The 12,741-nt window shown below is 63.7% G+C and carries 11 protein-coding genes and 1 other RNA gene; 7 read left to right on the top strand and 5 right to left on the bottom strand.

Annotated features, from left to right (window positions below):
• Positions 1-218 precede the first annotated feature (218 nt).
• On the top strand, positions 219-1,112 hold the full coding sequence (locus ACM9ME_RS10965; protein WP_415643500.1) for a hypothetical protein: 894 nt from the start codon (positions 219-221) through the stop codon (positions 1,110-1,112).
• On the opposite strand, the gene ACM9ME_RS10960 is transcribed toward ACM9ME_RS10965, so the two are convergent.
• The gene (locus ACM9ME_RS10960; protein WP_415643499.1) at positions 1,104-2,657 is read right to left on the bottom strand and encodes a lysine--tRNA ligase; all 1,554 of its coding nucleotides are present in this window, start codon (positions 2,655-2,657) and stop codon (positions 1,104-1,106) included. The two genes, ACM9ME_RS10965 and ACM9ME_RS10960, sit on opposite strands and share 9 nt — an antisense overlap.
• A gap of 81 nt (positions 2,658-2,738) precedes the next feature.
• On the opposite strand from ACM9ME_RS10960, the gene ACM9ME_RS10955 reads away from it, so the two are divergent.
• On the top strand, positions 2,739-2,981 hold the full coding sequence (locus ACM9ME_RS10955; RefSeq protein WP_415643547.1) for a hypothetical protein: 243 nt from the start codon (positions 2,739-2,741) through the stop codon (positions 2,979-2,981).
• Here ACM9ME_RS10955 and ACM9ME_RS10950 read toward each other — a convergent pair.
• Together ACM9ME_RS10950 and ACM9ME_RS10945 are read right to left on the bottom strand one after the other, a co-directional pair.
• Positions 2,978-4,657 carry an N-acyl-D-amino-acid deacylase family protein gene (locus ACM9ME_RS10950; RefSeq protein ID WP_415643498.1) on the bottom strand — a complete coding sequence of 560 codons (1,680 nt, stop codon included), beginning with the start codon at positions 4,655-4,657 and terminating at the stop codon, positions 2,978-2,980. The two genes, ACM9ME_RS10955 and ACM9ME_RS10950, sit on opposite strands and share 4 nt — an antisense overlap.
• 2 nt (positions 4,658-4,659) lie before the next feature.
• Positions 4,660-5,790, bottom strand: coding sequence for a serine hydrolase domain-containing protein (locus tag ACM9ME_RS10945; protein ID WP_415643497.1), 1,131 nt, complete (start codon positions 5,788-5,790; stop codon positions 4,660-4,662).
• Between the two features lie 132 nt (positions 5,791-5,922).
• Here ACM9ME_RS10945 and ACM9ME_RS10940 point away from each other — a divergent pair, with 132 nt between their 5' ends.
• Positions 5,923-7,995 (top strand): S9 family peptidase, encoded by a 2,073-nt coding sequence (locus tag ACM9ME_RS10940; protein ID WP_415643496.1) that lies wholly within the window; start codon positions 5,923-5,925, stop codon positions 7,993-7,995.
• Entirely contained in the window at positions 7,986-8,378 is a 393-nt protein-coding gene (locus ACM9ME_RS10935) for an acyl-CoA thioesterase (protein ID WP_415643546.1), read from the top strand. Before ACM9ME_RS10940 ends, ACM9ME_RS10935 begins: the two co-directional genes overlap by 10 nt.
• A 6-nt stretch (positions 8,379-8,384) precedes the next feature.
• Here ACM9ME_RS10935 and ACM9ME_RS10930 read toward each other — a convergent pair whose 3' ends face one another.
• Complete coding sequence (locus ACM9ME_RS10930; protein ID WP_415643495.1) at positions 8,385-8,693, bottom strand: glycine zipper 2TM domain-containing protein; 309 nt, start codon at positions 8,691-8,693, stop codon at positions 8,385-8,387.
• A 272-nt stretch (positions 8,694-8,965) separates the two neighbouring features.
• Positions 8,966-9,304: a transfer-messenger RNA gene (ssrA, locus tag ACM9ME_RS10925) on the bottom strand.
• A 16-nt stretch (positions 9,305-9,320) separates the two neighbouring features.
• Between ssrA and ACM9ME_RS10920 the strand changes: the two genes are divergently transcribed.
• From ACM9ME_RS10920 to phhA, 3 genes are all read left to right on the top strand, one after another.
• The gene (locus tag ACM9ME_RS10920; protein ID WP_415643494.1) at positions 9,321-10,115 is read left to right on the top strand and encodes a tryptophan 2,3-dioxygenase; all 795 of its coding nucleotides are present in this window, start codon (positions 9,321-9,323) and stop codon (positions 10,113-10,115) included.
• A 104-nt stretch (positions 10,116-10,219) separates the two neighbouring features.
• On the top strand, positions 10,220-11,842 hold the full coding sequence (locus ACM9ME_RS10915; RefSeq protein ID WP_415643493.1) for an alkaline phosphatase D family protein: 1,623 nt from the start codon (positions 10,220-10,222) through the stop codon (positions 11,840-11,842).
• On the top strand, positions 11,839-12,672 hold the full coding sequence (phhA, locus tag ACM9ME_RS10910; protein ID WP_415643492.1) for a phenylalanine 4-monooxygenase: 834 nt from the start codon (positions 11,839-11,841) through the stop codon (positions 12,670-12,672). Before ACM9ME_RS10915 ends, phhA begins: the two co-directional genes overlap by 4 nt.
• Positions 12,673-12,741 lie beyond the last annotated feature (69 nt).

Genomic DNA, 12,741 nt, shown 5'->3' with positions numbered 1-12,741 from the left:
AGCTCCCTGAAACGACTGCCGTTTGCGACCTTATCCGGCGTTATTGAGGCCCTAGTGACCGCGCGGGGTGTGCGAACCAATTGCCTAAATAGGCAGGTCGGCGGCGTGGGACGTGCACTTGTCCCGGAACGGGACGAGCACCGGCAACTGCCTCTTTAGGCAATTGGCGCGGCTGACCGGTGTTTGCAGGGACGGCGCAATCACCGGGGAGTATCATCATGTTGCGCCGACTGACTGCATTTATGGCCGTCCTTGCCGCTTTTGCTTCGCCCGCCGCGGCGGCGAACATCGAATGGACGACAACAACCCAATATTCGACAACGCCGATGCAAAACACCTCAAGCGGCACCGACGCTGGCGTCCACCTCGATGCGCGGTCCTATGGACAAGCCTATGTCGCGTTGCAGCCGTCGCCCTATCCCGCAATCGTGGCGAGCGCGTTCGTGAACCCGACCGGGTATACCTATGAATCCGGCCTTGCGGTGGCTCAGGGAACGCTGCGTTACGACTATACGTATACGGCAGCGAGTTTGGCCGAACGCAGCGCGATCATCGATTACGCCCAATCGCTCTGCGTGGGCCAGCCGGGCTGTAACCTGTTCAATGCGCCGTTGGTCACGATCAGCGGACGAGAGTTTACCTCGTCGGGTCCCAATGGCCACGCCGAGGTCGACATCTATACGGGCGCGATCGGCCCCGGGGCCAATCTGGAATGCATCCGCGGCAACGGTGGTTGCGGTCTGCGGCAATTCACCATTAACGGGGCGCTGATGGCCACGAGCGGGCTCGACTTTCGCGGGACGCTGGAGTTGACCGCCTTTGCGCGGGCCGATGGCGGATCCTATTATTGCTATTATCCGCAGACCCCCGGCGCGTGCGATCGCGCCGAGGCGTGGGTCGATCCTGTAATTTCACTCAATTCGGGCTTTGCGTGGAGCAGCCCGCTGGTGCTGACCCCTGGCTTTGCCAATGCCGCAGGCCCAGCGGGTGGACCGGTGATCGGCGCGGGCGGGGTGCCCGAGCAGGCGCAATGGGCGATGATGATCGGCGGGTTCGGATTTGCAGGCGCGACCCGGCGTTCGATGCGCAGACGCGCTGCGGCTCTAGCTTAAGGCTTCGGCGATCAGTTTGCGGGTGTTTGCGACGCCATAGAGCGCGATGAAGCTGCCCATGCGCGGTCCCTGCGACGACCCAAGCAGGGTTTCGTACAGCGCGCGGAACCAGTCGCGCAGGGACTCGAACCCGCCTTCGTTGCCGATGGTGTAGACCAGTGTCTGGATGTCGGTTGGATCGGCCCCGGCGACGCCTGCCAGTTCGCGGTCCAGCCGTTCGAGCGCGGCGATCTCGACGCCTGCGGGCTTGCGGCGCTTGAGCGTCGGCGCGACGAAATCGCGGTTGTAGGCGAGGGCGTGGCCGATCAACGCGTCGAGTTCGGCGGTGATGTCGCCTTCGACATAGTTCGCCAGATAGGCCCGCATGCCATCGGGCGTGGCTTCGGGCCCGAGCACGCCGGCGAGGTTCAGGAGTAGCCCAAACGTCACCGGCGGCACGGCGTCCGGCACCGCGCCGTTGTGGATATGGTGCGCGGGGTTGCCGAGCTGCTGTTCGACCTTTTGCGCCGGGTAGCTGGTGACGAACTTGTAATAATCGTCGACCGCCGGCGCGATCACGCCCGGATGCAGCTGCTTGGCGGATTTGGGCTCGCGATAGGCGAACAGCGCGAGGCTTTCCTGCGTGCCGTAGCGCAGCCATTCGTCGAGCGTCAGGCCATTGCCCTTGGACTTCGAGATCTTCTCGCCATGTTCGTCGAGCATCATTTCGTAGATCATGCCTTCAGGCTTTTTGCTGCCGAGAATGCTGGCGATCTTGCCCGACTGGATGCCGCTGTCGGTCAGGTCCTTGCCGTACATTTCGTAATCGACGCCGAGTGCAACCCAGCGCATGGCCCAGTCGACCTTCCATTGCAGCTTGGCCGCGCCGCCGAGGATCGACTGTTCGACTATCTCACCGTCGTCCTCGAAACGGATCACGCCAGTGTCCGCATCGACTACGGTGACGGGAACCTGCAGTACCACGCCGCTCCTCGCCGAAACGGGCAGCACCGGCGAATAGGTCGCGCGGCGCTCGGCGCGCAGCGTCGGCAGCATCACGTCCATGATCGCGTCGAAATGGCGCAGGACGTTCTTCAACGCGTCATCGAACGCGCCGGATGTGTAGCGCTCGGTCGCCGAGACGAAATCATAATCGAAGCCGAAGCGATCGAGGAAGTCGCGGAGCATTGCATTGTTGTGCGCAGCGAAACTGTCATGCGTGCCGAACGGATCGGGGATCGCCGACAAGGGCTTGCCGAGATGTGCGGTCAGCATCGCCTGGTTGGGGACGTTGTCGGGCACTTTGCGCAGTCCGTCCATGTCGTCGCTGAACGCGATCAGCCTGGTCGGCTGATCGCTCATCGTGGCGAAGGCGCGGCGGACCATTGTGGTGCGCAAGACTTCGTTGAACGTGCCGATATGCGGCAGGCCTGACGGGCCATAGCCGGTTTCGAAGACGATCGATGCGCCACCCGGCTTGCCGTCGCGCCAGCGCTTCAGGACCTTGCGCGCTTCTTCGAAGGGCCAGGCTTTAGAAATCAGGGCGGCGTCGCGGAGGTCGGTCATGATGCGCGCGCGTTACGGGCTGAGCGCGAATTTCGCCACCCCAGGGCGGGAACGCGAATGCAATCTTGTCGTTTCAGCGACATGGCCTTCACCCAGCTTGATCCGCCGCTGCCCATGACCGTCGAGGACCGCGGCGACGGCTATGCTGTCGCGGTGATCGATTATGGACAGGAGTTCGACTTGCTCTGGGTCGTGGCGCTCGACGCCAGCGGTGAAATCTGGTGCGCGCCAAATCCCAAGGTGCGGATGCAGGGCAATTGGTCGATGGGCCGCGCGCGCCCGAATCTGGGCAAGTCGTCGCCGAAGATCGCCTCGATCGCTTAACGCACTGCAGGGCAGCGACCCGTGCCGGGGCCAAGCACAACGCGCCCGGGCGTCGCGTTGGTGTGTTCGCCGTCTTTCAGCACTTGAACGCCGTTGACGAAGACATGACGCATACCGACCGCATATTGCTGCGGTTGAGCAAAGGTCGCGCGGTCGCCGATCGTTTTGGGATTGAAGATTGCGACGTCGGCGTAATTGCCTGTTTTGAGGCTGCCGCGATCGGCAATGCCGAGGTTTTTGGCAGGGAAGCTGGACAGGCGGCGAATGGCATCGGCGAGCGAGGTGGTGTGTTCGTCGCGGACGTATTCGCCGAGGAAGCGGGCGAAATTGCCATAGGTGCGGGGGTGTGCACTGGAGTTGAGAAAAACGCCCTCGGGCGCCTGGCTGGCGGCGTCGGAGCCGAACGCCACCCAGGGCAAAGCCGTTTGTCGCGCGACGTTCTTCTCATCCATCAGGAAGTATGCGGTGCCGACGCGGCTGCCGTCCTCGATCACGAGGTCGATTGCCGTTTCCTCGGGCGAGAGGTGGCGCATCGCGGCGACTTCGGCGAGCGTTTTGCCGGCAAGCGGCTTGAGCGCTGGATTTTTGAATTCGAGGAACAGCACGTTCTCCGGCTTACCTGCCTGGAGCAGCAAGTTTTCCCATCCCTTGCCGGGCTGGCGCATCTCGGCGGCGACTCTGGTGCGCGTCTGCGGGTCCTTAAGCCGCGCAATCCATTGTTCGAGCCCGCCCGCTTGGACCCATGTCGGCATTGCGGCGTCTAGGCCGGTCGCACCGGCAGGATAGGTATACATGTCGGCGGTGATGCGGATGCCTTTGGCACGGGCGCCTTCAATCTGCGCAATTACGGCGGGGAGCTTGCCCCAATTGGCCGCCCCGGCCTGTTTCAGGTGATAGATTTCGCCACCCTTGGCGCCGGACTCGTGAACGATGCGGATGACCTCATCGATCGCGCCTCCGATGTCGTCGCTCTCGTTGCGCATGTGGCTGATGTACATGCCGCCACAGGGCGCGGCGGCCTTCATCAAGGCGATCAGTTCGGGTGTTTCGGCATACGTCGCGGGGGCGTAAATCAGGCTGGAGCCGACACCCATCGCGCCCTGGTTCATTGCCTGCCGCACCAGCGCCTGCATCCGTGCAAGCTGGGCGGGGGTCGGGTCGACATCGCCTTCGCCGAGTTCGTGGATGCGGACGGTGGTCGCGCCGACAAAGCTGGCGATGTTGGGCGTGATGCCGCGCCGGGTGATCCAGTTCTGATAATCGGCCAGCGTCGTCCATTGGATCGGATATTTAATGTCGCCTTGACGCTTCGCTGCGTCAGCTTTCATCTTGGGGTTGAGCGGACCTTCGGACCAGCCTTCGCCCATGACCTCCAGCGTCACACCCTGTTTGATGTCGCTCATCGAGCGCGGGTCGGCGATCAGGCTTTGGTTCGCCCAGCTGAGCATGTTGATAAAGCCCGGCGCGACCGCGAGGCTGTGTGCGTCGATGATACGTTTCGCCCCACCGGTGACGCGCCCGACGGCGACGATGCGGTCGCTGGCGATCGCGACATCGCCGACAAAGGGGGTGCCGCCCGATCCGTCGTAGATCGTGCCGCCCTTGATGATGGTGTCATAGGCCGGAGGTGCCGCGCCGAGGGTCAGGGCCGCCGTCAGGATCAGAACGCGCTTCATGCTTATTTTCCTTTGGTCAAGCGCTCTTCGGCGGCGCTGAATGCGGAATGTTTTCCCTTTTGCCCATCGGGCACCGCCGTAGCGAAAAAGGCAATTCCCTTGTCGCCGCTCAGCCACAGGCCCGAGCGCACGCCATAAGCCTCGCCGGCATGGCCGCGCCATTCGTGGCCGTTCCCGAACAGATCGTCGCGGCAGCCTTGAGGGAAGCTGGGCAGCGATTGCCAGGCGAGGCCGTATTGGCAGTAAAAGCCATTCTCCGTTTCGCCAGTGATGAATGCGGTGCCGGGTTCGCCGACTTCGAGCATGTTGACCGTTTCGGGTTTGAGGAAACTGCCGTCGTTTTGGAGCACCATCTGGCCGATGCGCGCCAGATCGCGCGCCGAAATGCGCAGCCCCCCTTGCGGGCTGAACAATGCGCCGTTGTTGCCGGGGCGGTAAGCGGCGAGGTCGCAGCCGTCGGGCGCGAGGACAGGGCAGGCGGGGCGCTGACCGTGGAGATCGTCGCGCAGCACCGCACCTTTGTCATCATACAGCAGGACCGCGCGGGCCAGCTTCGCGTCGCTGCAGGTCGTCCAGTTGAAGCAGGCGTCGAGTTGAAGCGGCTGGAACACGAGGCGCGCCATGAGGGTGTCGAAACGTTCGCCAGTGACGGATTCCATCACGCTGGCGACCACCGGGAAATTGAGGTTGGTGTAGCGAAACCAGCTGCCCGGTGCATGGGCGGCATTCCACGCTTTTGGATTGGCGAGGGTGTCGTGGAGCGTCTTGCCGAGCGGGATGGCGTAATCGGCTTCGTCGGTCAGGCTCGAGCGATGCGACAGCAGCAGGCGCAGCGTCACCGGGGCGTCGGGGAAAGCGGGGTTGCGAACGCGCCAACCGAGATAATCCGACACGTCGCGGTCGAGGTCGAGCTTGCCCGCTTCGACCAGCCGCATGACGCCGAGCGCAGTGACCATTTTCGAAATGCTTGCCACGCGCACCGGATCATCGGCGGTGACGCGGCGGTGCGTTGCGCGATCGGCATAGCCGCTCGCGTGGATCGACGTCACACTTCCCGCGTCGAATGCCACGCGCACTTCCGCCGGGCGGGTGGCGCAGGCGGAGAGGAGGAGGAGGGGCAGGAGGGCGCGCATTTATATGAAAGCTAACGGCTTCATCCAAGCCTGTCGCCCCTGCGCAGGCAGGGGCCTAGATGAACTCTCAAATTGAGGCGAAACCGCTAGTGGCAAGCCTGTCTAGGCCCCTGCCTGCGCAGGGGCGACAGTATGGGGATGGGCCGCTACAGCCACCCGATGCAAGCTCCCGTCGCGCTCCGTCGCCCCGTTTCATCCACCCATCACGGCGTCGAACTGACCGACGATTACGCTTGGCTCCGCGATCCCGACTATCCCGAGGTCAAGGATCAGGCGATCCTCGCGCATCTTGCGGCCGAAAACCGCTGGTTCGAGGCATGGAAGGAGACGCAGCAGCCGCTGATCGACAAGCTTTATGCCGAGCTGCGCGGACGCATCAAGGAAGCGGACGAGAGCGTGCCGGTGAAGGACGGCGACTGGCTATACTGGCGGTCGTTCTACGAAGGCGGCGAGTATCGCAAATGGTGGCGCAGGCCGGTTGCGGGCGGCGCGGACGAACTGATCGTCGATGAGCCGGCGCTGGCCAAGGGGCATGAGTATTTCCGGCTGGGCGCGATCCATGTGAGCGAGGACGGGCGATTGCTCGCCTATGCGACCGATACCGACGGTTCGGAGCGGTACACGCTCAAGGTCCGCGATCTGAACACTGGTGCGGATCTGCCTGATACGATCCCCGGCACGATGGGCGATGTGGTGTTTTCGGCGGACGGCGGCACGCTGGTTTACGGGCTGGTCAACGATCAATGGCGCATCGACCGGATCATGGCGCATCGGCTGGGCGACGATCCGGCGAAGGCGGAGCTTCTGTATCACGAGGCCGATCCGGGGTTTCAGTGTGGCGTCGGCATGGTGTCGAGCCGCGCATGGATCGTACTGGCGACGGGCGACAATACCACCAGCGAAGTGCGGCTGCTGCCCGCGAGCGATCCGTTCGCCGAACAGATCCTGGTGCGCGCGCGGCAGGCTGGGCTGGAATACGACCTCGACGAGCATGACGGCACGCTGTTCATCACGACCAACGACACCAGCCCGCAATTTCGGTTGGTCACCGCGCCGCTGGCCACGCCCGGGGAATGGACCGAACTGATTGCGCCGAAGGACAATTTCTACCTCAACGATGTGACCTGTTTCGCGGGCTTTTTCACCGTCGAGGGCCGCGAAGATGGTTTGGATCAGGTCGAGCTGCACGATTATGCGGGCGGTCTGCGCGAGCGCATCGTCTGGCCCGAGACGAGCTATGCTGCGGGATTGGGCGACAATCCCGAATATGATGTCGACACGCTGCGGTTCGACTATGAATCGATGGTTACGCCCGCGCGGGTGCTGGAACGCGCGGTGGCGGGCGGTGCCATGGCGGTGCTCAAGGAACAGGAAATTCCTTCGGGCTATGAAGGCGCGCGCTACACCACGACGCGGCTGACGATCCCGGCGCGCGACGGCACAGGCATTCCTGTGTCGGTCGTCCACGGCAGGGACTTTCCGCTCGATGGCAGCCGGCCGCTCTACCTTTACGGCTATGGCGCGTACGGCATTGCTATCCCGCCTGGTTTTTCGACGGGGCGGATCAGCCTGGTCGATCGCGGCTTCGCCTTTGCCATCGCCCATATCCGCGGCGGCGACGACCTGGGGCAGCAATGGCAGCTCGACGGCAAGCTGACCAAGCGGTGGAATGCGTTCACCGATTTCATCGATGTAGCGCGGGGGATGATCGCGCTCGGCTATTCGTCGGCGGGCAGGATTTGCGCGGCGGGCGGTTCGGCGGGCGGCGAGCTGATGGGCGTCGTCGCCAACGAGGCGCCCGAATTATGGGGCGCGATCGCGGCGCATGTGCCGTTCGTCGATGTGCTCAACACCATGCTCGATCCCGATCTGCCGCTGACGCCGGGCGAATGGCCCGAATGGGGTAATCCGATCGAGGACGAGGCCGCGTTCGACCTGATCCGTGCTTATTCGCCATACGACAATGTTCGCGCGCAGGCCTATCCGCCGATGCTGGTGACGGCGGGGTTGACCGATCCGCGCGTGACCTATTGGGAACCAGCCAAATGGGTCGCGAAGCTGCGTGAAGTCGGCACGGGAAACGCGCCCTTGCTGCTCAAGACGAATATGGGCGCGGGGCATGGCGGCAAATCGGGGCGGTTCGAAAGCCTGTACGAAACCGCGGAGGAGTTTGCCTTTTTCCTCGACTGCATGGGCTGCGCGTGAGCTTCACCGAAACCTTCATGCCGCAGCCGGGCGACATCGACGAGCTGGGTCATGTCAACAATGCGGTGTGGGTCAGATGGATTCAGGAGATTGCGGTCAATCACTGGCGCGCGGTTGCGGCACCCGATCATGTCGACGCGTATATCTGGGTCGTGGTGCGCCACGAGATCGATTATGTCGGGAATATGGGGCCGGGCGAGTGTGCCGAAGGGCGGACCTGGGTCGGTGATGCGCCGCGCGGGGCGCGTTTCGACCGCAATGTGGAATTCAGCCGCGACGGGCGTGTGCTGGTTCGCGCCAGGACGACCTGGGCGATCGTCGACAAGGCGACGGGCAGGATCAAGCGGGTGCCGCCTGACGTGGCGGCACCCTTCCTGACTTAAACCGACTTAACGGTTGTAGCGGCAGCGACGCGTCGAACGGCTGCGCTCGACTTCGCGGCCTGCAAGCGCACCACCGGCTGCGCCGATGAGCGTGGCCGCGGTGCCACCCAGCGCGCTGCCGACCAAGGCACCGCCGGCGCCACCGATCAACGCACCAGTCGTGCCGCCGCGACGGGCACAGCGATAACGGCCGTCCGAACCGCGATAGGCGGGGTAGTAACGTGCCGACCGCGCCGATGCCGACGTGGCGGGCAGAACGGTCGCGACGGGCAGGGCAACGCTGAGCGCGCTGAGTGCCATGATGAATTTACGCATGTTGGTGCTCCCTTGAATTAACATGGAGAAAGCGCGCGTCGGCAAGAATCGTTGCATGAACGAAACACAACGTTTCGATGTGCGAGGTTCAGGTGCTTTTTTGCGGTGGGGTTGGCCGCCGCAGCAAAGCCGCGTCGTCGGTCCTGCGTTGCGCGGCCGGCCGTTCCTTCGCGAGTCGTAATTGGGCCGCGCTCGCTGCGCTCCGCTGTCCTAATCACCGCTCGCCGCGGAAAAGTGGGGAGCTTCTGTTGCCCGGGGCTCCCCAGCCCGCTGGAATCCGATTCTGTTGCCCGGTTCGGTCCGACCGCGCTTAAGCTTTATAACCTAACCCCGAAGGGATCAGTTACGCAGCAATCGCGAGCGCCTGGTTATCGTTGGCACTTATCGTTTTGAACGGTTTTACGGCGCATTCAGGCCGGGCAAAAACATCGTCTTTGAATACACGTCGATCCTAGTTCGGCCCCGTCAAAGGCCCCGCGAACGGGGACTATGGTGGAGCCGCCGGGTACCGCCCCCGGGTCCGCTGCATCTATTACACGGCATCATTCATCGCCATCTCCGGACAAGCCGGCGCCCCTGATATAGGCGATGTTCGACGCGCGTCCAAGGGCTTGCTACGCATGACGCATGGCTGACGCTCCGATGACCTATGCGCGCTACCTCGATCTCGACACGCTGCTGTCGGCACAGCACACCAAGTCCGACCTCGATGACGAGATGCTGTTCATCGTCATCCACCAGACCAAGGAATTGTGGCTCAAACAGGCCATTGCAGAAGTGCAGATGGCGATTGCGCAGGTGCGCACGGATCGGTTGGTGCCGGCCTATAAATATCTGGCGCGGGTCAGCCGCATTCAGGCCGTGATGACGCTCAGCTGGGACGTGCTGGCGACCATGACGCCCAGCGAATATACCCAATTTCGTCACGTCCTCGGCCCGTCGAGCGGGTTTCAGTCGGACCAGTTCCGCACGCTCGAATTCCTGTTGGGCGTGAAGGACGGATCGCATTTGCGGTTTCAGGAGGACCGGCCGGAAGCGCAGGCCGCGATGCGCGCGGCGTTGAACGCGCCGAGCCTGTGGGACGAAGCGATTGCGGCGCTGGCGCGCGCGGGCTTTGCCGTCCCACCCGACGCATTGTCGCGCGACTGGACGCAAGCGTATGAGCCCGATGCAGCGGTCGAGGCGGCCTGGCTTGAGGTGTATCGCGATCCCGAGCGCTGGTGGGATTTGTACCAGCTCGCGGAGAAACTGGTCGATGTCGACGACGCGATGGCGACGTGGCGGCACAAGCACGTCCTGACGGTCAGTCGCATCATCGGCGGCAAGCGCGGCACCGGCGGCACGGCGGGCGTGCCATACCTCCAGTCGACGTTGGGCAAGCGGGCATTCCCCGAATTATGGACGCTCAGGACCCAATTGTGAGTTTCGCGCGGCGACCGTGCCTACCGCCTGATTCCCCGCCTTTCGTTCGTCACAAGCCGCCGCTATCGCTGACGCATTGCCGGGCCTGTTGAGGAGTAAGCCACGTGATCCAGATCGACCGCCGCGCAATGATCCAGACGGGGATGTTCGGACTGGGCAGCCTGATGCTGCCGGGCGGGCGACTCGCGGCACAGGCACTGCTCGGGCTGACCGGCTTCACGCACGACGTTGCGTCGGGTGAGCCGGCGCAGGATTCGGTGCTGTTGTGGACCCGTTTCAAGCCGCAGACCGGCGGTCCGGCGCGCGTTGCGGCCGAAATATCGCTGACCACCGATTTCGCCAGGCCCGTCGGCGGCGCGGCGATGACCACGGGGCCATGGCGCGACCATACGGTCAAGCTGACCATCGACGGCCTCCAGCCCGGCACGCGTTATTTCTATCGCTTCATCGCCCCCGATGGCGCGATATCGCCGATCGGGCGGACCAAGACTTTACCGGCGGGCAAGGTCGGCGCATTTCGGCTGGCGACGTTTTCATGTTCCAACATCGGCTATGGCGAACTCAACGCTTATGGCCACGCCGCTGCGCGCGACGATGTCGATGCGGTGCTCCACCTCGGCGATTATTTCTATGAATATGGCCGCGGCGGCTATGATCTCGGTCCCGAATTCTCGGCGCGCATTTTCCCCGCAGGAGAATTGCTCAACCTCGTCGATTATCGCCTGCGCTACGCCGCCTATCGCACCGATCCGCAGTTGTTGGCGCTGCACCGCGCGCACCCCTGGCTGGCATCGACCGACGATCACGAAGTGTCGAACGACAGCTGGGAAGGCGGTGCCCAAAATCATCAGCCCGACGAGGGCGATTTCACCATGCGCAAACTCGCGGCGATTCAGGCATGGCATGAATGGCTGCCCGTGGGCGAGGCGCCGTGGAAGACGTATCAGATCGGCGATCTGGCAACCTATTACCGCACCAACACGCGCGAGATCGCGCGGTCGCGGCAGGACGATTACAAGGATATCGAACGTGGCAACGACATCCCCAAGGCGCTGGCGGAATTCCGCGACGGGCCGTGGCGCGATGCGGCGCGGACGATGTTCGGAACCGAGCAGGAGAGCTGGCTGAGCCACGCGTTCAAGCGCGACACGGCGACGTGGCAGTTGCTCGGCGTCGGCACCAATGTCGGCTATAATGCGCCGACCGACGCGCTGATGGCGCTGATGCCCGTCGATGCTTCGGAGCGCGGACGGTCGTACATCCGCGAGGGCATTGCCGCCGGGAAAGCGGGCCTGCCCTATAATCTCGACAATTGGGGCGGCTATCCGGCGGCCAAGGCGCGCTTGCTCGGCGCGGCGCAGGCGGCGGACAGCAATTTGTGCGTGCTGACCGGCGACAGCCACAATGCCTGGGCATTCGACCTGAAAAACGATGGCCGCGCGGCGGGTGTCGAATTCGGCGGGACCAGCGTGACCTCGTCGGGCATGGAACAAAGCTTCAAGGGCGTCGATCCGGCGACCGTCCAGCGCACGATCCTCGCGGGCAGCACCGCCGAGCTCCGGTGGTGCGACACGTCGAACCGTGGTTACATGCACACCACCGTCACGGCCGAAGCGGTGACCAACGAATATGTGTTCATGGACACGGTCAAGCGCGTGTCGCTCGACACCAAACCGTCGCACCGTGTCGGCGTGCGGCGCGGGCGCAATGTGCTCGACACCGTATGAGCGGCGGCGACTGGACGATTCCGCAGGACTGGTCGACCTATACGGCAGAAGAGCATGACGTATGGAACACGCTGTTCGCGCGTCAGTCAGAAATGCTGCCGGGGCGTGCGTCCGAAGCGTTTCTGCGCGGGCTCGACGTGTTGCGCCTGTCCAAGCCAGGCATTCCCGATTTCGAGGAATTGTCCGAACGCCTGCGCACGCTGACCGGCTGGTCGGTGGTCGCGGTGCCGGGACTGGTGCCCGACGACGTGTTTTTCGATCACATGGCCAATCGCCGCTTCGTTGCGGGCAATTTCATCCGCCGCGCCGACCAGCTTGATTATCTGCAGGAACCCGACGTGTTCCACGATGTTTTCGGGCATGTGCCGATGCTGGCCGACCCGGTGTTCGCGGATTACCTCGCGGCCTATGGGCGCGGCGGGCAGCGGGCGGGGAATCTGGGCGTGCTCAAAAAGCTCGCACGACTCTACTGGTACACGGTCGAATTCGGGTTGGTCGAGGAAGCCGGGGCGTTACGGATCTATGGCTCGGGCATCGTCTCGAGCCGCGCTGAAAGTGTGTTCGCGCTCGATGACCCCAGCCCCAATCGCATCGCCTTCGACCTCAAACGCGTGATGCAGACCGATTACCGCATCGACGATTTCCAGCAGACCTATTTCGTCATTCCGTCGTTCGAGGAATTGCTGCGCATCACCGTCGAAACGGATTTCGCGCCGATTTACGACGAGCTGGAGGGACAACCGGATCTGGCGGTGGAGACCGTGTTGCCAGCGGATCGCCTGTTTACGCGCGGGACGCAGGCTTATGCGCGGGAGAAGGCGGCGGCTTAGTGCCGCGGCAAAGCCGCGTCGTCGGTCGGGCTATTGCCCGCCGGCCGCGCTGCCGGAGTCGGCGATAAG

This window comes from Sphingomonas antarctica (genome assembly GCF_965137005.1).
Lineage (GTDB): Bacteria > Pseudomonadota > Alphaproteobacteria > Sphingomonadales > Sphingomonadaceae > Sphingomonas_O > Sphingomonas_O antarctica.
This window is presented reverse-complemented; position numbering and strand designations above follow the sequence as displayed.

Excerpts from the sequence above, each read along its gene's own strand:
- ACM9ME_RS10960 (WP_415643499.1), bottom strand. The coding sequence starts at position 2,657 with ATGACCGACCTCCGCGACGCCGCCCTGATTTCTAAAGCCTGGCCCTTC.
- ACM9ME_RS10950 (WP_415643498.1), bottom strand. The coding sequence starts at position 4,657 with ATGAAGCGCGTTCTGATCCTGACGGCGGCCCTGACCCTCGGCGCGGCA.
- ACM9ME_RS10955 (WP_415643547.1), top strand. The coding sequence starts at position 2,739 with ATGGCCTTCACCCAGCTTGATCCGCCGCTGCCCATGACCGTCGAGGAC.
- phhA (WP_415643492.1), top strand. The coding sequence starts at position 11,839 with ATGAGCGGCGGCGACTGGACGATTCCGCAGGACTGGTCGACCTATACG.
- ACM9ME_RS10930 (WP_415643495.1), bottom strand. The coding sequence starts at position 8,693 with ATGCGTAAATTCATCATGGCACTCAGCGCGCTCAGCGTTGCCCTGCCC.
- ACM9ME_RS10945 (WP_415643497.1), bottom strand. The coding sequence starts at position 5,790 with ATGCGCGCCCTCCTGCCCCTCCTCCTCCTCTCCGCCTGCGCCACCCGC.
- ACM9ME_RS10965 (WP_415643500.1), top strand. The coding sequence starts at position 219 with ATGTTGCGCCGACTGACTGCATTTATGGCCGTCCTTGCCGCTTTTGCT.
- ACM9ME_RS10920 (WP_415643494.1), top strand. The coding sequence starts at position 9,321 with ATGGCTGACGCTCCGATGACCTATGCGCGCTACCTCGATCTCGACACG.
- ACM9ME_RS10940 (WP_415643496.1), top strand. The coding sequence starts at position 5,923 with ATGGGGATGGGCCGCTACAGCCACCCGATGCAAGCTCCCGTCGCGCTC.